Below are 19,586 nucleotides of genomic sequence, written 5' to 3'. Positions count from 1 at the left end.
CTCCCCCGGCGGCGGGCAGCAAGAGTAAGGACGACACATGATTGAGCAATTCTTCCGACCCGAGCAACTGGGTCAGGCTTTGGAACTCAAGGCCAGCTTCGGCAACGACGCCGTCTACATGGGGGGCGGCAGCAAGCTTAACGCCGCCCCGACCCGCACCGACAAGAAGGTCGCTATCTCACTGGACAAGCTGGGGCTTGACCAGATTGAGCAACAGCACGGCCAGCTCCATATCGGCGCCACCGTCACCCTGCAGACCCTGAAAGATGATCCCCGTACCCCGGCCGCCCTGTGCGACGCGCTGGGGTTTATCTACTCCCGCCATCTGCGCAATCAGGCCACCATTGGCGGCGAACTTGCCTGCCAGCAACAGGACTCCCCCTTGCTGCCGGTACTGCTGGTACTCGAAGCCGTGGTGGTGCTGGAGAACAACCTGCTGCAACCCATCGACGCCTATCTGGCGGGGCAGCGCAATGCCCTGGTGCTCGGAGTTGTGCTGCCGGAGCCTGAACTGCGCTGCGCCACCCGCCGCATCAGCCGCAACGCCGATGGCTTGGCGGTAATGACCGCCGCGGTAGCCCTCGACAGCATTGGCGAGATGCGGGTGGCCGTCGCTGGCGTTACCCCGCAGCCGATGCGGCTGCGGGATCTGGAGCGCCGCGATCTGCACGATGCTGCGCTGGAGGCCGCCGTGAGCGAGCTGATTGCGCCCCGTGAGGATCTGGCGGGCAGCATAAGTTACAAGCGGTATATCACCGGTGTAGTGGTGGCGGATCTGCTGGTGGACTGCCAGCAGCAGGAGGTACAGGCATGATGGAACTCAACTTTACCCTGAACGGTGCTCTGCGTACCGTCATCTGCAAGGCCGGTGACAATGCCCAGCGGGTGCTGTTCAACCAGTGCCGGATGCACTCGGTGCGCAACAGTGACGACGGCTTTGGCTTCGCCGGCTCCGACGCCATTCTCTTCAACGGCAAGGTGATCAATGCCTCCCTGCTGATCGCCGCCCAGCTGGATGGATCCGACGTGCGCACCGCCGAGTCGCTGGGTAGCTGGAACCAGCTCAGTCTGGTGCAGCAGGCGATGGTGGACGTGGGTGTGGTGCAGTCCGGCTACAACGATCCGGCCGCCGCGCTCATCGTCACCGACCTGCTTGATCGCCACCCCGAGCCCACCCGTGATCAAATCGACGATGCCCTCTCGGGCCTCTTTCACCGCGATGGCGGTTATCAGCAGTTCTATCAGGCCATCGAGCTTGCCTGTTCACGGATGAAGGATCCCGATTACCTGTGCCAGATCGCCCCCGAGTTTCGCGACGATTTGCGCCATATCGGTAAGAGCTGCCCAAAAGTGGACGCCGCCAAGATGGTGCAGGCCAAGCCCTGCTACGTGGAGGATCGGGTTACTGAAGATGCGCTGATCATCAAGATGCTGCGCAGTCCCCATCCCCATGCTGTGATCACCAAACTCGACGTGAGCCGCGCGCAAGCGCTGCCGGGCGTCGTGCATGTCATCACCCACCTCAACTGCCCGGATGTGTTTTACACCCCGGGTGGCCAGAGTGCTCCCGAGCCGTCACCGCTCGATCGCCGCATGTTCAGCCGCAAGGTGCGCCACGTAGGTGACCGGGTGGCCGCCGTGGTGGCCGAGAGCGAAGCCATCGCATTGGCAGCCCTGAAACTCATCGAGGTTGAGTATCAGGTGCTGCCAGCGGTCATGAATATCGATGAGGCGATGGCCCCCAATGCACCGCTGGTCCACGACGAGCCCATTGTCTACATGGCCGGTGCGCCGGCGGATCTCGAGCAGCAGAACGCCTGCTCGGTACGCCGTGGCGACGAGCACATGATCATCAACTTCCCCATCGGCTCCCGCCCGCACGAGAACCTGGCCGCCAGCGTCCATGGCCAGATCGGTGATGTGGCCAAAGGCTTTGCCGAGGCGGACGAGATAGTCGAACGCACCTACGAATCGACCCAGGCCCAGCAGTGCCCGACCGAGCCGCACATCTGCTTCACCTACATGGATGGGGATCGTCTGGTTATTCACGCATCCACTCAGGTGCCGTGGCACGTGCGCCGTCAGGTGGCGCGCATTGTCGGCATGAAGCAGCACCAGGTGCATGTGATCAAGGAGCGGGTAGGGGGCGGCTTTGGCTCCAAGCAGGATATCCTGCTGGAAGAGGTGTGCGCCTGGGCGACCAAGGTCACCGGCCGTCCGGTCACCTTCCGCTACACCCGTGAAGAGGAGTTCATCAGCAACACCTCCCGCCACGTGGCCAAGGTGAAGGTGAAAGTGGGGGCCAAAAAAGATGGCACCATCACCGCCATCGACATGGATTTTCGCGCCAACACCGGCCCTTACGGCAACCACTCATTGACGGTGCCGAGCAACGGCCCGGCGCTCTCTTTGCCGCTCTACCCGTGCGACAACGTGCGCTTTACCGTCAACACCTACTACAGCAACATTTGCCCGACCGGCGCCTATCAGGGTTACGGCGCGCCCAAGGGCAACTTCGCCCTGACCATGGCCATTGCCGAACTGGCCGAGCGACTCGGCATCGATCAGCTCGACATGGTGGAGCACAACCGGGTGCACGAAGGGGACATCCTCAAGGTGCTGGGCGCCATCGGCGAGGGCAAGATGCCCACTTCTGTGCCCCACGCTGCCAGTTGCGCCCTCGAACCCATCCTCAAACAGGGTCGAGAGCTTATCGCTTGGGACAGTCCCAAACCCGCCGACGGGGATTGGCGCATCGGCCGCGGCGTCGCCATCATCATGCAAAAATCTGGGATCCCCGATATCGATCAGGCCAACTGCATGGTCAAACTGGAATCGGACGGTACCTTTATCGTCCACTCCGGTGGCGCCGATATCGGTACCGGCCTCGATACCGTGGTGGCCAAGCTGACCGCCGAGGTGCTCGGTTGCCCGCTCAGCGATGTGCATGTGATCTCTGGCGACACCGACCATGCCCTGTTCGACAAGGGGGCCTACGCCTCGTCAGGCACCTGCTTCTCTGGCAATGCGGCCAAGATGGCGGCCGAGAACCTCAAGGCGAAGATCCTGTTCCACGGCGCCGCCATGCTGGGCGAGCCGGTGGAGGATGTGGAGCTGGTTCACCCGGGCATAGTACGCGGCAAGCAGGGGGAGGTGAGCCTCGCCAAGCTGGCCCACAAGGCCGAGACCGGTACCGGCTTTGGCATTCTGGTGGGCACCGCCAGCTACATTACTTCGGAGCTTGCCTTCCCGTACGGGGCCAACTTCGCCGAGGTGGCGGTCAACGTCAGAACCGGCGAGATCCGGCTCGACAAGTTCTACGCACTGCTCGACTGTGGTACCCCCATCAACCCGGAGCTGGCGCTCGGCCAGATCTACGGGGCGACCATGCGGGCCATCGGCCACAGCATGAGCGAGGAGATCTGCTACGACAGCAAGGGCATCCCGCTCACCCGGGATCTGAAGAGCTATGGCGCGCCCAAGATTGGCGATATTCCGCGCGATTTTCGGGCCTTCCTGGTGCCGAGTGATGACAAGGTCGGCCCTTACGGCGCCAAGTCCATCTCGGAGATCGGGGTCAACGGCGCCGCACCTGCCATCGCCACCGCCATCCATGACGCCTGCGGTGTCTGGCTGCGCAAGTGGCACTTCACGCCGGAGCAGATCCTGTGCGAACTGGGCAAGCTGGAGCAAAAAGTGTCGGCATAACAAAAGAAAAGGTGAGGGGCGGGCGCCAGCTCGCCCCCAGCGCCTGACGGCGGAATGAGTACTCCGCCTACATTCTGTGTGATGGGACAAACACGATGTCTAAAACAACACGCAAGCACTCGGATCTCATTTACGAGCTGGAAGACAAACCCCCGTTTTATCAAACCCTGATGGGTGCAGTGACCCATCTGCTGGCCATTTTTGTTCCTATGGTAACCCCGGCGCTGATCGTCGGCGGCGCCCTGGGCCTCTCCACCGAGATCACCGCCTATCTGGTCTCCATGGCGATGATCGCCTCCGGTATCGGCACCTGGCTGCAGGTGAACCGTTATGGCCCCATCGGGTCTGGGTTGCTCTCCATCCAGTCGGTCAACTTCTCCTTCGTCACCGTGATGATCGCCCTCGGCGGCGCCATGAAAAAAGATGGCATCCACGAGGAGCTGATCGTCTCGACCCTGCTCGGGGTCTCCTTTGTCGGCGCCTTTCTGGTGATGGGCTCCTCCTTTGTGCTGCCCTACCTCAAGCGGGTGATCACCCCGACCGTGAGCGGGGTGGTGGTACTGATGATTGGCCTGAGCCTTATCAAGGTGGGGATCATCGACTTTGGCGGCGGCTTCTCCGCCATGAGCAGCGGCACCTTTGGCAAATATGAGCACATCGGGCTGGGGCTGCTGGTGCTCTGCGTTATCGTCGCCTTTAACTGCAGCCGAAGCCCGCTGCTGCGGATGAGCGGGATTGCCATCGGTCTGATGGTGGGTTATGCGGTGGCCCTGATGCTCGGTATGGTGGATTTCTCCGCCCTTGAGAACCTGCCGCTTATTACGGTACCGATCCCGTTCAAGTACGGTTTCTCCTTCGATTTTCACGCCTTTATGTTGGCGGGCACCATCTATCTGTTGAGCGTGCTGGAGGCGGTGGGGGACATCACAGCCACCGCCATGGTCTCCCACCGGGATATTCAGGGGCCTGAATTTCAAAAACGGCTCTCCGGCGGTGTTCTGGCGGACGGGTTGGTCTCGGTCATTGCCTCGGCCCTCGGTTCCCTGCCGCTCACCACCTTTGCCCAGAACAACGGGGTCATCCAGATGACCGGAGTGGCGTCACGCCATGTGGGCAAGTTTATCGCCGTCATTCTGGTGCTGCTGGGGCTCTTCCCGGTGGTGGGGCGCTTCTTTACCACCATACCGTCACCTGTGATGGGGGGCGCCATGGTCATCATGTTCTCCATGATCGCCATCGCCGGTGGTCGCATCATCATCAGCCACGGTTTCGATCGGCGGGAGACCCTGATTGTCGCCACTTCGCTGGGGCTGGGGCTCGGTGTTTCCTATGACCCGAACGTCTTCAAGGTGTTGCCGGCGGGTATCTACATGCTGGTGGAGAACCCCATCTGCGCCGGCGGCATCACCGCCATCATCATGAACCTGGTGCTGCCACAGAGCCGCAAACGCAAGGCGGCCATCAGGGATGCAGAGGCGGTTGAAGTGATCCAGCTGAGCGACAAGCCGGATGTGATCTTTACCACCCGCAGTGCCGGCCAGCCATTGGCCAGCAAGGATGAGGGCTCACCAGAGCCAGTGCCCGGGCAGGCGGTGGCGCCACAAGTGGAACGGATCTGACGGTTAAACCGGCAAAAACGTCAACAGAACAAGAAAAACAGGGAAACGGTTATGAAAAACGACAACTCTGTCAAAGCGGTACGCGGCAGCTTCTTCGATATCACCCGGGTGGTGGATCAGCCCGAGGAGATTGAGTCCAACGCCCGCCTTATCGAGGATGGTCTGCTGATCATTCGCAACGGTTGCATCGACTGGTTCGGTGAGTGGGAGGAGGGGAAAGATCGCATTCCGGCCGAAGTGCGGGTGCGCGATTATCGCGGCAAGATGATAGTGCCGGGCTTTGTCGATACCCACATTCACTATCCCCAGAGCGAGATGGTAGGGGCCTATGGCGAACAGCTGCTGGAGTGGCTCAACCGCCACACCTTTCCGGCCGAGCGGCGCTACAACGATCTCGAATATGCCCGCGAGATGTCCACCTTCTTTATCAAACAGCTGCTGCGAAACGGTACCACCACGGCGCTGGTGTTCGGCACAGTGCACCCCGAGTCGGTGGATGCCCTGTTCGAGGCGGCCAGCCGCATCAATATGCGGATGATCGCTGGCAAAGTGATGATGGATCGCAATGCACCCGACTATCTGCTCGATACCGCCGAGAGCAGCTATGTGCAGAGCAAGCAGCTTATCGAGCGCTGGCACGGCAACGGTCGACTGCTCTATGCCATCACACCACGATTTGCACCCACCTCGACACCCGAGCAGCTGGCGATGGCGCGGAGACTGCGCGAAGAGTTTCCCACCACCTATCTGCACACCCATCTGTGCGAGAACAAGGACGAGATCGCCTGGGTCAAATCCCTCTTCCCGGCGCACAAGGGCTATCTCGATGTCTATCACCAGCATGGCCTGACCGGCCACAACTGCGTCTTTGCCCACTGCGTCCATCTGGAAGAGCAGGAGTGGGATTGCCTGAAGGAGACCGGATCCACCATCGCGTTTTGTCCCACCTCGAATCTTTATCTCGGCAGTGGCCTCTTCAAGCTGCACCAGGCGTGGCGCAAGCAGGTGAAGGTGGGGATGGGCACCGACATAGGCGCCGGCACCACCTTCAACATGCTGCAGACCCTCAACGAGGCCTACAAGGTGATGCAGTTGCAGGGCGAGCGGCTCTCGGCCTATCAGGCCTTCTATCTGGCGACCCTGGGCGGCGCCCATTCGCTGGGGCTTGACGAGAAGATCGGCAGCTTTGCGGTGGGCAAGGAGGCGGACTTCGTGGTGCTCGACCCGGTCGCCACCCCGCTGCAGCAGCTGCGTTATGACAACTCCACCACCCTGCGGGACAAGCTCTTTGTGCTGTTGACCCTGGGGGATGACAGATCCATCTACCGCACCTATGTGGATGGCCAACTGGTGCATGAACGGGGGTAGTGGCTGGAGTGGGCTGCCGCGGCGCAGCCCCAACGAATACGGCGGATGGCGTGCTCCACATGGCGCCAGTCTTGCCGCACGACAGGGGATCTCCCCGCATAGAACGTGAAATGGCCCGGTTTTTTTGACCAGCAAGGCAAACGTTTGAGTCAAGGCCGCCTGCCCTGGTCTGTCTGTCGCATCCTCTGCCGCCATCGCCTGTTTCTCATCAGACTGGCGCTCGGCAGACCCGCAGATCCTGTCGCCATTTCGTCATGGAACATTCAGGCGCGTGTGAAGGAGTTGGGTATGACCCAAGCAAACAGCAGGACAAACAGCGTGGAACAGCTGGCCAATGATGACGCCAGCCAGAGCGCAGCAAAGCAACAGCCGCTCACGGCTCTTGATCGCTACTTTATGATCAGCGAGCGGGGCAGCAACGTCAGACAGGAGGTGCTGGCGGGCCTCACCACATTCCTTGCCATGGTCTACTCGGTGATAGTGGTGCCGAGCATGCTCGGCAAGGCGGGCTTTCCCCCCGGCGCCGTCTTTGTCGCCACCTGTCTGGTGGCGGGGTTCGGTTCGCTCTTGATGGGGCTCTGGGCCAAGTTGCCGATGGCCATCGGTTGCGCTATTTCCCTCACGGCGTTTACTGCATTCAGTCTGGTGCTGGGGCAGCAGATCCCCATTCCGGTGGCGTTGGGCGCCGTCTTCCTGATGGGGGTGCTGTTTACCGCCATCTCGGTGACCGGGGTGCGTAGCTGGATCCTCGACAACCTGCCGATGGGAATTGCCCATGGTACCGGCATCGGGATTGGTCTCTTCTTGCTGCTTATCGCCGCCAACGGGGTGGGGCTGGTGATCAAGAACCCGCTTGAGGGGCTGCCGGTGGCGCTGGGGGCCTTTACCTCAATGCCGGTCATCATGTCCCTGATCGGCCTTGCGGTGATCTTCGGGCTGGAGAAGCTGAGAGTACCGGGGGGGATCCTGCTGGTGATCATCGCCATCTCTATCTTCGGCCTTATCTTCGATCCGGCGGTGAAGTATCAGGGATTGTTCGCCCTGCCGAGCCTCTCGGACGATCAAGGCAAGTCCCTCATCTTCAGTCTGGATATCATGGGGGCCCTCTCGCCGCTGGTGTTGCCCAGCGTACTGGCGCTGGTAATGACGGCGGTATTTGATGCCACCGGCACCATCCGGGCGGTAGCAGGGCAGGCCAACCTGCTCGATAAGGATGGTCACATCATCAACAGCGGCAAGGCGCTCAGTGCCGACTCGGTCAGCAGCATTTTCTCCAGTCTGGTGGGGGCGGCACCGGCTGCCGTCTATATCGAATCGGCCGCGGGCACGGCGGCGGGGGGCAAAACCGGCCTGACCGCGACTGTGGTCGGTGGCCTTTTCCTGCTGATGTTGTTCCTCTCGCCGCTCTCCTATCTGGTGCCCGCCTATGCCACCGCACCAGCCCTGATGTATGTAGGGCTCCTGATGCTGAGCAACGTCACCAAGCTCGATTTCAATGACTTTGTCGGGGCCATGTCCGGGTTGGTGTGCGCCGTCTTTATTGTGCTCACCTGCAATATCGTCACTGGCATCATGCTTGGCTTCAGCTCGCTGGTGATCGGCCGCATCTGCTCGAAGGAGTGGCACAAGCTCAACGTCGGCACCGTGGTCATCGCCCTGGCACTGGTGCTCTTTTATGCTGGGGGGTGGGCTATTTAGGGATAACCCGCCCGTTTGGGGCCGCACTGGCGGCCCCATTTTTATGCCTGTTATTTTTAGCCCGCTCATGCTGACTATCACGTCTCGGCCGTCTCCGCAGTTGGGGGGGGGGCATCGCGATACCATTTTGATAAATCCTCCTACCAGATTGATAGGCTCCTACCTTTGCTCTCCTCGCTCTGCCGCTTTTTTCACCGCAAATGTGCCCCGTTTGCTCAGGGGCTGCCCTTGGCTTGTTGCTGCGAGCCAACAAAAGAGGGCTAGATGGGATCCCCTTCACACTTCTCCCCATTGTCCTGACGATGGCGGGAAACAGGCGCATATCTTGCTGTTTTTTATGCCGGTTCCAGATTTTTCCATTCGAAAAAGGACTTGCATATGTCCATAGGATTACCGCTCAAGCGGGTAGATGCCGAGGCCAAGGTGACCGGCAGCGCCCGCTATACCGATGACAACATCATGCTCGGGATGCGCCACGCCAAGTACGTGCGGAGCAATATTGCCCACGGCAAGGTGCTCGCCATCGATGCGACAGAGGCGCTGGCCTTGCACGGGGTCGAAGCCGTGTTTACCCATGAAGATGTCCCCATCACCTGTTTTCGTACCGCCGGTCACGCCTGGTCTCTCGATGAGGCGAAACGTGATGTGAAAGACCGCCGTCTGCTCACAGACCATGTACGCCACTTTGGCGATGGGGTCGCCATAGTCGTAGCCCGCGATCCGCTGGTGGCCGAGAAGGCTGCCGCGCTGGTCAAGGTGACTTACGAGCCGCTGCCGGTGATGACGGATGCCGAAAGCGCGCTGGCCGACGATGCCTATCCCATCCACCCGAGCGGCAATCTGCTGCGCCAAAGTCAGCTTCGCGCCAATGACCCGGAGCAGGCCATTGCGGCGGCAGATCTGCAGTTTCAGGGGCACTACCGGACGCCGGTGGTGCAGCACTGCCATCTGGAGACGGTGACCTGCTACGCCTACATGGATCAACCGGACCACATCATCGTCGTCAGCAGCACCCAGATCCCCCAGATTGTGCGTAGCCGGGTGGCCAAGTCCCTCGGCCTGCCCTGGTCGAGCGTGCGGGTGATCAAGCCCTATATGGGCGGCGGCTTTGGCAACAAGCAGGATGTGCTGGAAGAGCCAATGGCGGCATTTTTGAGCTACAAGCTCGGCGGCGTGCCGGTCAAGGTGACCTTGAGCCGGGAGGAGTGCTTCTTTGCCTCTCGCACCCGCCATGGCTTTGCCATCGATGGCAAGATAGGCCTCAACCGCAACGGCACCCTCAAGGGCTATCAGCTTGACGTGCTCTCCAACACCGGCGGCTATGCCTCCCACGGCCACTCCATCGCCAGCGCCGGTGGCAACAAGATCAGCTACCTCTATCCGCGCAGCGCCTTCGGTTATGACGCCAAGACCTTCTACAGCAACCTGCCCACCGCCGGTGCCATGCGCGGTTACGGCGCGCCGCAGGCGATTTTTGCCCTCGAGTGCATGCTGGACGATGCTTGCGCTGAACTCGGGTTAGACCCGCTCGATGTGCGGATCGCCAACGTGGCGCGCGAGGGGGATGTCAATCAGGTCAACCAGAAGACCATCTACAGCGCCGGGTTGCCGGACTGCCTGCTGCGTGGTCGCGAGATGTTCGAGTGGGATCGACTCAAGGCCGAGTGTCTGGGGCAGGATCCGGCGAGCCGGGTGCGGCGCGGCATCGGGGTGGCGTGCTTTAGCTACGGCTCGAACACCTATCCGGTGGGGGTCGAAATTGCCGGCGCCCGCATGCTGCTCAATCAGGATGGCACCGTAAATCTGCAGATCGGCGCCACCGAGATAGGGCAGGGGTCGGACACCGTCTTTGCCCAGATGGCGGCCCAGACGTTGGGCATTCCGTTTGAGCAGATCCGGGTCATCTCGACTCAGGATACCGACATTACTGCTTATGATCCTGGCTCGTTCGCCTCGCGTCAGAGCTATGTGGCGGCCCCCGCCATCCATCAGGCGGCGCTGCAGTTGCGGGCCCGCATTTTGTCGCTGGCGGCCCAACTCTGCCATCAGGATGTAGGATCGCTGACCCTGATCGACGGCTACGTGGTGCTGGCCGGTGCGCCGGACAAGGTGCTGATCAGCGTCGCCGAGGTGTCGGTCAACGCCTACTACCACCTCACCATCGGTGGCCAGATCACCTCCGAGGTCTCCCACAAGACCACCACCAACCCACCCAGTTTCGGCTGTACCTTTGTCGATCTCAGCGTTGATATCGATCTCTGCAAGGTGACCATCAATCGCATCATCAACCTGCACGATGCCGGCAAGATCCTCAACCCGAAGCTGGCGGAGGGGCAAGTGCACGGCGGCATGGGGATGGGGATCGGCTGGTCCCTGTTCGAGGAGATGATCATCGACGCCAAAACCGGCGTGGTGCGCAACCCCAACTTGCTCGATTACAAGTTCCCCACCATGCTGGACTTGCCCGAGCTCGAATGCGACTTCGTGCAGACCTATGAACCCCAGTCGGTTTATGGCCACAAATCTCTGGGGGAACCGCCTATCATCTCGCCGGGCCCCGCCATCCGTAACGCCATTCGCATGGCGACCGGGGTCGCCATCAACGAGCTGCCCATCACCCCCAAAACCCTGTTCCGGGAGTTTGTCGCGGCGGGTTTGATTGGCGAGGGATCAGGGGAGGAGCAACACCATGTTTGATATTGCCCGTTACTACAAGGCGCACAGCGTGGCCGAGGCGGTCGCCCTGCGTCAGGCCGACCCTGAGGCGCGTCTCTTGGCTGGTGGCACCGATGTGATGATCCAGCTGCATCACCTCAACGCCGCCTATCGCCATATCGTTGATATTCACGACTTGCCCGAACTCAAAGGGGTGTGCGAGTTGCCTGATGGGTCGATCCGCATCGGCTCCGGCACCACCTTTACCGAGATCATCGAGAACGAACTGGTGCAGTGCCGCCTGCCGATGCTGGCCGAGGCGGCCGCCACCATCGCCGGCCCGCAGATCCGCAACGTCGCCACCTATGGCGGCAATATTTGCAACGGCGCCACCAGTGCTGACTCGGCGGCGCCTACCGTCGCGCTCGAGGCCGAGCTTGAGATTGCTGGCCCTAACGGTACGCGCCGCATCCCCATCGCCGGTTTTCACACCGGCCCCGGCAAGGTGGCGCTGCAACCGGCGGAAATTCTGGTGGCGTTTCACTTTGCGCCGGACTCGCACCCCCATGTGGGCTCCCACTACTTCAAATACGCCATGCGGGGTGCCATGGATATCGCCACCATCGGCTGCGCCGCCTACTGTCAGATTGAGGATGGTCACTTCAAGCGCCTGCGGCTGGCCTATGGCGTGGCGGCCCCGACGCCGGTGCGCACGCCTCACGCGGAAGCGGCGGCCGAAGGGCAACCCCTGACTCGCGCCACACTGACCGCCATTGCCGAGGCGGTGGTAGCCGATGTGGCGCCGCGTTCCTCCTGGCGGGCGGAGAAGGAGTTTCGCCTGCACCTTATCAAAACCCTGGCGCAGCGGGTGGTCGCCTGCGCAGTCGAACGTGCCGGAGGCAAGATCCTATGATGCAACCGCAAAGCTGTCCCGCCGTGGAGATCCAGTGCGAGATCAACGGCAAGCCGTACTCCTATGCAGTGCCGCCCACCATGTCGCTGCTCCACTTCCTGCGCGGGCAGGGGCTTATCAGTGTGAAAGAGGGGTGCAGTGTCGGTGAGTGCGGCGCCTGTACCGTGCGGGTGAATGGCACCGCTATCGACAGCTGCCTCTATCTGGCGGTGTGGGCCGATGGCAAATCCATTCGTACCGTGGAGGGGGAACGCAAAGGTAACGAGCTCTCTGATGTGCAGCAGGCCTTTATCGACGAGGGGGCGGTGCAGTGCGGTTTTTGCACCCCGGGCCTCGTGATGGCGAGTGCGGCTCTGCTCGACAAGACCGAACGCCGTCCGCTGACCGATGCGGAGATCCGCCGCGGGCTGTCGGGCAACCTCTGCCGCTGTACCGGGTATCAGAACGTGGTGCGGGCGGTGAAGAAGTGCTGCAAGGGGTGATAGTTCGGGTGCCGTGAGTGGTACGTGCTGTTGTGTGAGAAAGGAAACAAGCCGCCCAAAAACACAGGCCCGCCTCGAAAGAGGCGGGCCTGCTGCTGAGTGGGGCCAGGAGACATCACACTTTTGGCTGGTCGATCACCAATTTGCCATCCTTGACCGGAATGGTTGCACCGGGGGCTTGCTTCATGCGGATCACCCCCTCCTGACCTGCGAGGCGATAGGTCACGTCATAACCAATGGTGTTGACGCTCGTATCCTGCACGGTTTTGCAGCGCTGCTCGGTGGTGGTGTAGGTATCCCCCGCCTGCATATTGCCCTGCACCTGATTGCCGGCGTAGCCACCCGCGACCGCCCCTGCAGCAGTGGCCACCTTCTTGCCGCTGCCGCCGCCAAACTGGTGGCCAACCACGCCACCCAGCGCCGCGCCCACCACGGTGCCGAGGATCTTGTGCTCATCTTGTACCGGCTTGCGGTGAGTCACGGTGACGTTGCGACACTCCTGGCGGGGAGTCTTGATGGTCTCGGTGATCGGCTTGCTGGCAATCACCTCGGCAAAGGTGGGTTGTGGTGTAAAGAGCGAGCCACTGGCCGCCGCCGAGAGTGCCAGGGCCGAGGCGATGCCAATACCGATACCTGCCATCATGGATCTGTTCATCTTGTTGTTCTCCTGCATACCCATACGGGCTGTTCCAATATGGCGCCATCTTGTCATAACCGGTTGGCCGGACAAGGCGAGTGGGGTGGGGCTGCGACAGGCACTGGCAAGGTCAAAAAACAGCCACCATGAAAAAGTGTCTGGCTTTGGCGACAAAGGACTAAAAGTGACCAGTTTCCGGCGTATGGTGGACTCTGCCAGTGTGATAAGGAGCAATTCGAGTCGCAATTTGCAAGGCGGGCGGTGAGCAGAATGCCAGAGTGGCAAAGTGCTGACGGGGGCAGGTCAAGGGAGATCTTGAACAAGGGCTCTGTTCGTTGAGATGGCCACGCAAGTGGTTGATAAATGGCTCCAGCCCCATCGGATGTTGGCCGATAAGAGATCACGGCAAGCATTTTGCTTTGATTGGGTGAAGCAGAGGGTGAACGGGTCGGCAGACAACGGCGTAAGACCTGAAATGAAGAGGTTCACCCGAGATCACCGGATCAACGAGGGGGAGATATGTCAATGTTACCCAGCTGGATCACCCCGGCCATCCAGGCCAACATCATCACGGTGCAGCAGGCCGAACGTCTGCTCTCATCCCTCTACCGGCCCCTGGCCGAGCAGGGAGAGGAGCTTCCCGCCGATATCGTCGACATCAGCCTCAAACTCTACTGCTTCCGCCAGCAGGGGCGGGTGCGCCACTAAGGCTGACAAAAGAACATCCCGCGCCAGGCACGGGGTGTTGTCACTCATGTATCACAGGCCCATCAGGCCAACATCACTTGCGCCACCAGCATCAGGGCGCCAAATCCCAGCACAAAGCCCACCATGGGCAGCACGAACTTGACCCACTTGTTGAACTGTATGCCGAGCATCTGCAGAGTGACCAGCACCAGTCCGGTGGGGGCCAGGAACAGCATGGCGTATTGCCCCCAGTTGTAGGCCGACACCACGATATAGCGGGGGATCATCACGGTATCTGCCAGCGGCGCCATGATGGGCATGGAGAGCACTGCGAGCCCGGAGGAGGAGGGCACCACCAGCCCCAGCAGGGTGAACACCAGCATCTGCGCCACCGCGAACACGGCACCATGCATGCCGGAGACCAGATCGGAGGCGTAGGCCAGAATGGTGTCTGAGATCATCCCCTGATCCAGCACCAGATTGACCCCCCGTGCCAGCCCGATGATGAGCGAAACGGCCACCAGCTCCGACGCCCCCTGAGTAAAGGCCTCGACAGCCTCTTTCTCTTTGAGACCCGAGATAAAAATGATGATGATGGCGATGGTCAGGAAGGAGGCCGCCATCTGCGGGAACCACCAACCGGCCATGGAGACGCCCCACACCATCAGCGGGAAGGCGAGGATAAACAGGGTCAGAATGATCTTGCGGCGCAGGGTGAAGGGCACCCCTTCGTCCATAGAGCCCTCTTTGAGAAAACGGGCGCGAAAACTCTCTCTGTCCTCATAGGTGTAGGAGAAGGCAGGGTTGGCCTTGATCTTCTTGCAGTACCAGTAGAGATAACTGATCACCACCAGGGTGCCCACCAGACAGCCAATGGCGCGAAAGATCAGCCCCTCGGTAAAGGGAATGCCGGCGGCATTGGAGGCGATCACCACCGAGAAGGGATTGATGGTGGAGAAGGTGGTTCCCATGGAGGCGGCGAGGAAGATGGCTCCCACGCAGACGATGGAGTCATAGCCGAGCGCCAGAAAGATGGGCACCAGTATGGGGTAGAAGGCGACCGCCTCTTCCTCCAGTCCGCAGGTGGTGCCTCCCAGCGCCATCACGAAGCAGACCAGCGCCACAAACAGGAACTCGTTGCCCCGGGTCTTGCGCGACAACGCCACCAGCCCTGCACTGAAGGCACCTGTCTTGTTGATGACGCCGATCAGCCCCCCGAGCACCAGAATAAAGACGATGATATCCGCCCCCTCTATGGTGCCCTTGACCATGCTGACCGCCACGTCACCGAACCCCTTGGGCGCTTGCTCCAATCGGGCATAGGTGCCGGGAATGGCAATGGGCTTGCGGATGGTGCCGTTGGTAAATTGCTCTACCGCAATATTGATATTGAGTTTTGCCAGGGCATCCTGGGTTGCGGGAAGTCGGCTTATTTCCCCCTGTGGGCTATTGACCATCAGGCTTTCACTGGCTGGATTATAAGAGAGTTTGGCATAGGCACCCGCCGGAATTATCCAGGTCAGCGCAATGGCCAGCAACATAATAAGAAACAGAATGGTAAATGCAGTAGGGAATTGTCTGCGTGGTGTGGTATTCGGCACGGCACACATAAAATGCTCCTTGATAAAGCAGGTTTGGGCTCGGCGGAATATCGGGTCGATAGGGTTTCTGCGTCATACATCCAAGGTACGCAAATTCACTGTGTATTGCGTAGTGATTGGCGAGAAATCTGGCCTGATATTGGACATCCGGTAGATTGTTTCACGTTGTAACCGTAACCCGTGCGCGGCTGGATGAACATGGTGCCATGCTCGCTTTATGGGATGGCTCACAGAATTTATTTTCCATGGATTTAACAGCTGATATGAAATAAAAGTTATTATGCAATAACTATTTCAGTTTTCGATTGACGTGGGTTGCCTTAAATAAATGCCATGAAAATAGTGCGCGCCGAGATGAATGGAGTGGCATATAAAGCAGTTTTGACGGAATAATATTCCACTATCGTCATTTTTCGTTTTTCGCCAAAAACAGCCTGTGAAAAAAATGGCACGCTTTCTAGTAACGAAATATTTTTTGCAACGAAAACAGGGGGCCCCTATTGGCAGCAGGCTGCCCCTGTCTAAGACGTTTTGCTAATACCTGCCGCCGTAGGCTCACTGTTAGGCTGTCATCCCCATAAGAGACCAGTGATGGGCAGGATGCCCATGTCGCTTCTTGGCCTCTGAATCATCCCGGAACAGCCCGTTTTGTGCCACTTGTGAGGAAGGAATCCGATGACAGTGCAGAACATCTATGAGCGTGATCTTGCCAAAACCGCCGCCAATTTTGAGGCCCTGACCCCCATCAGCTTTCTGGGGCGGGCGGAGCGGGTCTATCCCGACTACCCGGCGCTGATCCACGGCCCGCTACGCCAGAGCTGGGGCGAGACTGCCCGCCGTTGCCGCCAGCTGGCCTCGGCCCTGCGGCTTCGCGGTATCGGGGAGGGGGATACCGTCTCCATCGTTGCGCCCAATATCCCGGCGATGTTTGAAGCGCACTTTGGAGTGCCCATGAGCGGCGCCGTGCTCAACACCATTAATACCCGGCTCGATGCCGAGTCGATGGCCTTTATCTTCCAGCATGCCCAGAGCAAGGTGGTGCTGGTAGACAGGGAGTTTGGCCCTGTGGTGCGCAAGGCGCTGGATCTGCTGGAGCGCCAACCGCTGGTCATCGCCATCGACGATCCCCTCTACCGGGAAGGGGCGCTTGTCAGTGACCTGACCTATGAGGCTTTTATTGCCACTGGTAACGGCGATGAACCCGGCTGGCTGCCACAAGATGAGTGGCAGGCCATCTCCCTTAACTACACCTCCGGCACTACCGGCAATCCCAAGGGGGTGGTCTATCACCATCGCGGCGCCCACCTCAACGCCATCAACAACGTGCTCTCCTGGGAGCTGCCCAAACATCCCGTCTATCTCTGGACCTTGCCGATGTTTCACTGCAACGGCTGGTGCTTCCCCTGGACGCTGGCGGCCACCGCCGGGGTGAGCGTCTGCCTGCGCCATGTGCAGGGCGCCGCCATTTATGAGGCGCTGCACGAGCACAAGGTGAGCCACTTCTGCGCGGCGCCCATCGTGCTCAATATGCTCAACAATGCCGAACCAGCGCTCAAGCAGGGGCTGGATCACCCCATCAAGGTGATGACCGCCGGCGCTGCGCCCCCCGCCACCGTGATCGCCGGGATGGAGGCGATGGGGATCGCCGTGACCCACGTATATGGCCTCACCGAAACCTATGGCCCCTGCGTGTTGTGCGAACCGCAAAGAAGTTGGCAAGGTCAGGATGCCACGGCGCTCTCCCGCCTCAAGGCACGGCAGGGTGTTGCGTCGCCCCTGCAGGGGGAGATGAGGGTCATCAATCCGGTCAGTGGCGAGCCGGTGGCCAAAGATGGCAAAACCATGGGGGAGATAGTGCTGCGGGGCAATGTGGTGATGAAGGGCTATCTGAAAAATCCGGCGGCCAGCGCCGAGGCGATGGCGGAGGGGTGGTTTCGCAGTGGCGATCTGGCGGTGTGGCACCCGGATGGTTATGTGGAGATCAAGGACAGATCCAAGGACATCATCATCTCCGGCGGAGAGAACATCTCCAGTCTGGAGGTAGAAGATGTGCTCTATCGCCATCCCGATGTGGACGAAGCGGCGGTGATCGCCATGCCCGATGAGAAGTGGGGGGAGGTGCCCTGCGCCTTCGTGAAATTGAAAGAGGGGCGAGAGACTACCCAGGCGGAGCTGATCGCCTTTTGTCGTGAGCAGATGGCCCACTTCAAGGCCCCCAAACGCATCATCTTCACCCCGCTGCCGAAGACCTCGACCGGCAAGGTGCAAAAATTCGTGCTGCGCAAACAGCTGGGGTAGCAGCCTGTTCGTAAGGAGCCAGCACAGCCATTCATAGGAGGGAGATACAAGGGGTCTGGAGGGCTGCTGGCCCTCCCGTTGTGTGGCTAGGGAGCCTTGCAAGCGACGCAGTTGCGGCCGCTCTGTTTGGCCTGATAGAGCATCTGATCGGCGCGGGCGTAGAGGCTCTCCATCAGCTCCCCTTCGCCATTTTCCACCAGTCCGGCGCTGATGGTGATGACCAGCTTATCTCCATCTGGCAGGGGCAGCGGGCTTTGCATCACCTGCAGGCGCAGCCGCTCGGCCAGGGATGCGGCGGCCGAGAGGGTGGTGTTGGGCAGCAAGATGGCAAACTCGTCACCGCCGATGCGGGCCAGCACATCTTCGCTGCGCAGCACTGATTGCATTACTCTGCCCAGATGCACCAGCGCGCTATCCCCAAGGGGGTGACCGAAGCGATCGTTGATGCACTTGAACTGATCCACATCTAGCACCATCAGCACCGAGGTGAGGTGGTGGCGCATGTCCAGACTGAGGTTCTTCTCGCACAACTCGAAAAAGAAACGGCGGTTGTAGAGACCGGTGAGGCCATCGCGCACCGACTGCTGGTGCAGCTGCTCCTTGAGCTGGTGCAGTTCGGTAATGTCGGAGGAGATACCGATCAGGGTGGGGGTGCCATCCCCCAACAGAAAGGGCACCTTGACCGACCAGTAGTAGTGCTGATTGCCTTCGGGATCGGTCAGCATCTCTTCCCCGGCTTGCAGCTTGCCGGTTTCGAATACCCGGTTGTCCAGTCGCCACAGCTGGCAGGCGCTGGCAGCCGGGATCACCTCATCATCGCGCCGATTGATGATCTGCTCGGCAGGAATGCCCAGCAGATCGGCGACCTTTTGGTTGACGTAGAGAAAGCGGTGCAGGCTGTCCTTCATATAGATATGGGCATCCACGTTGGCGAGGATGATTTCCAGCAGCTGATGCTGCTCCGCCATGCGGGCCTCAATCAGCTTGTGTTCGGTGATATCGGTGGAGATGCCGCACAGGCCGATCAGGTTGCCATCCTTGTCATGGATGGGCTTTTTAACGGTCCAGTAGCAGCGCTTTTCCCCGGTGGATTTGAGGTAGTTGATCTCCTCCTGAGCGATGGTGAGTTGCTGCTCCAGTACCAACCGGTCGTTGCGTTGAATGGTGTCGGAGAATTCGAGATCAAAAAAGGCCCGATCATCCTGCCCCTGCAACTCGGCGAGGGTGCAGCCAAAGAGATCCAGCACCGCCTGATTGGCATAGGTGTAACGGCCCGCCAGATCCTTGGTAAACATGTAGGCGTCCGTCTCGTTGAAGATGGCTTTGAGGTGATCCAGCTCATGCTGTAACTGGATAGAGAAGGGTTCATCCTTCATGGGGCTAGCCATCCTTGGGTCGCTACGATGGGTCGGTTGAACAAGACGCGCAACAGAGATCAACAGTTTTAAATAAAGCGCGAATTCAACTTCGAAGTGCGACACTCGCCTATGCCGCCTGACGGTACTCTTCGAATACCTTGACAGGCTGCCTGAATCCGAGACATTTCCGAGGTCGTAGGTTGAGCCACTGCTCCGCTCTCCTGACATCCTCGTCCGTGACCTCTCTCAGGTCTGTTCCCTTTGGGATAAACTGCCTCAACAGCCCATTGCTGTTCTCGTTCAGACCGCGCTCCCACGAAGAGTAAGGGTGCGCAAAGTAAGTCTCGGCACCCAGCGCTTCCTCTATCGCCTTGTGTTCGGCAAACTCGCCGCCGTTGTCAAAGGTGATGGTATGCACCTGCTCGATGTAGGGCGTTAACATCTCGATTATCGCATCCCGCACCACCCCAGCCTGTTTGCTCGCGACCCGCTTGACCAGATAGAGCCGGCTCTTGCGCTCCACCAGGGTGACCAGTGCACCTGTGCCTTGCTTGCCCAGCAC

The 19,586-nt window shown here is 60.2% G+C and carries 13 protein-coding genes and 1 pseudogene; 10 read left to right on the top strand and 4 right to left on the bottom strand.

Annotation, left to right across the window (positions count from 1 at the left end; all coding sequences use genetic code 11):
• Positions 1-37 precede the first annotated feature (37 nt).
• From ygfM to xdhC, 8 genes are all read left to right on the top strand, one after another.
• Entirely contained in the window at positions 38-814 is a 777-nt protein-coding gene (ygfM, locus tag AB5Y97_RS12660) for a molybdopterin-dependent oxidoreductase FAD-binding subunit (protein ID WP_201946443.1), read from the top strand.
• Positions 811-3,708: a molybdopterin-dependent oxidoreductase Mo/Fe-S-binding subunit gene (locus AB5Y97_RS12655; protein ID WP_201946445.1), complete on the top strand. Its 2,898-nt coding sequence runs from the start codon at positions 811-813 to the stop codon at positions 3,706-3,708. Before ygfM ends, AB5Y97_RS12655 begins: the two co-directional genes overlap by 4 nt.
• 95 nt (positions 3,709-3,803) lie before the next feature.
• Positions 3,804-5,327 (top strand): nucleobase:cation symporter-2 family protein, encoded by a 1,524-nt coding sequence (locus tag AB5Y97_RS12650; RefSeq protein ID WP_193859223.1) that lies wholly within the window; start codon positions 3,804-3,806, stop codon positions 5,325-5,327.
• 51 nt (positions 5,328-5,378) lie between these two features.
• Positions 5,379-6,695, top strand: coding sequence for a guanine deaminase (gene guaD / locus AB5Y97_RS12645; RefSeq protein ID WP_201946446.1), 1,317 nt, complete (start codon positions 5,379-5,381; stop codon positions 6,693-6,695).
• A 396-nt stretch (positions 6,696-7,091) separates the two neighbouring features.
• Positions 7,092-8,393, top strand: coding sequence for an NCS2 family permease (locus tag AB5Y97_RS12640; RefSeq protein WP_234920545.1), 1,302 nt, complete (start codon positions 7,092-7,094; stop codon positions 8,391-8,393).
• Positions 8,394-8,771: 378 nt separating this feature from the next.
• The gene (gene xdhA, locus AB5Y97_RS12635; RefSeq protein WP_201946448.1) at positions 8,772-11,090 is read left to right on the top strand and encodes a xanthine dehydrogenase molybdenum-binding subunit XdhA; all 2,319 of its coding nucleotides are present in this window, start codon (positions 8,772-8,774) and stop codon (positions 11,088-11,090) included.
• Positions 11,083-11,961: a xanthine dehydrogenase FAD-binding subunit XdhB gene (xdhB, locus tag AB5Y97_RS12630; protein WP_201946450.1), complete on the top strand. Its 879-nt coding sequence runs from the start codon at positions 11,083-11,085 to the stop codon at positions 11,959-11,961. Before xdhA ends, xdhB begins: the two co-directional genes overlap by 8 nt.
• On the top strand, positions 11,958-12,443 hold the full coding sequence (gene xdhC / locus AB5Y97_RS12625) for a xanthine dehydrogenase iron sulfur-binding subunit XdhC (RefSeq protein ID WP_021230037.1): 486 nt from the start codon (positions 11,958-11,960) through the stop codon (positions 12,441-12,443). Before xdhB ends, xdhC begins: the two co-directional genes overlap by 4 nt.
• 115 nt (positions 12,444-12,558) lie before the next feature.
• Here xdhC and AB5Y97_RS12620 read toward each other — a convergent pair whose 3' ends face one another.
• Positions 12,559-13,098, bottom strand: a complete 540-nt coding sequence (locus tag AB5Y97_RS12620; protein WP_026035120.1) for a glycine zipper 2TM domain-containing protein — start codon at positions 13,096-13,098, stop codon at positions 12,559-12,561.
• A gap of 501 nt (positions 13,099-13,599) precedes the next feature.
• Between AB5Y97_RS12620 and AB5Y97_RS12615 the strand changes: the two genes are divergently transcribed.
• Positions 13,600-13,788, top strand: coding sequence for a hypothetical protein (locus tag AB5Y97_RS12615; protein WP_005352208.1), 189 nt, complete (start codon positions 13,600-13,602; stop codon positions 13,786-13,788).
• 62 nt (positions 13,789-13,850) lie between these two features.
• Here AB5Y97_RS12615 and AB5Y97_RS12610 read toward each other — a convergent pair whose 3' ends face one another.
• A complete protein-coding gene (locus AB5Y97_RS12610) occupies positions 13,851-15,377 on the bottom strand; it encodes a YfcC family protein (RefSeq protein ID WP_201946452.1) in 1,527 nt (508 codons plus the stop codon).
• A 666-nt stretch (positions 15,378-16,043) separates the two neighbouring features.
• Between AB5Y97_RS12610 and AB5Y97_RS12605 the strand changes: the two genes are divergently transcribed.
• A complete protein-coding gene (locus AB5Y97_RS12605) occupies positions 16,044-17,666 on the top strand; it encodes an acyl-CoA synthetase (RefSeq protein ID WP_201946453.1) in 1,623 nt (540 codons plus the stop codon).
• An 86-nt stretch (positions 17,667-17,752) separates the two neighbouring features.
• Here the strand turns inward: AB5Y97_RS12605 and AB5Y97_RS12600 are convergent, their stop codons facing one another.
• Positions 17,753-19,042, bottom strand: coding sequence for a sensor domain-containing diguanylate cyclase (locus AB5Y97_RS12600; RefSeq protein ID WP_201946455.1), 1,290 nt, complete (start codon positions 19,040-19,042; stop codon positions 17,753-17,755).
• Between the two features lie 109 nt (positions 19,043-19,151).
• Positions 19,152-19,586, bottom strand: a pseudogene (locus AB5Y97_RS12595) (IS30-like element ISAs2 family transposase); the annotation flags it as partial.

The organism is Aeromonas sp. R10-2 (assembly GCF_040908445.1).
In the GTDB taxonomy this organism is placed as follows: domain Bacteria; phylum Pseudomonadota; class Gammaproteobacteria; order Enterobacterales; family Aeromonadaceae; genus Aeromonas; species Aeromonas veronii.
This window is presented reverse-complemented; position numbering and strand designations above follow the sequence as displayed.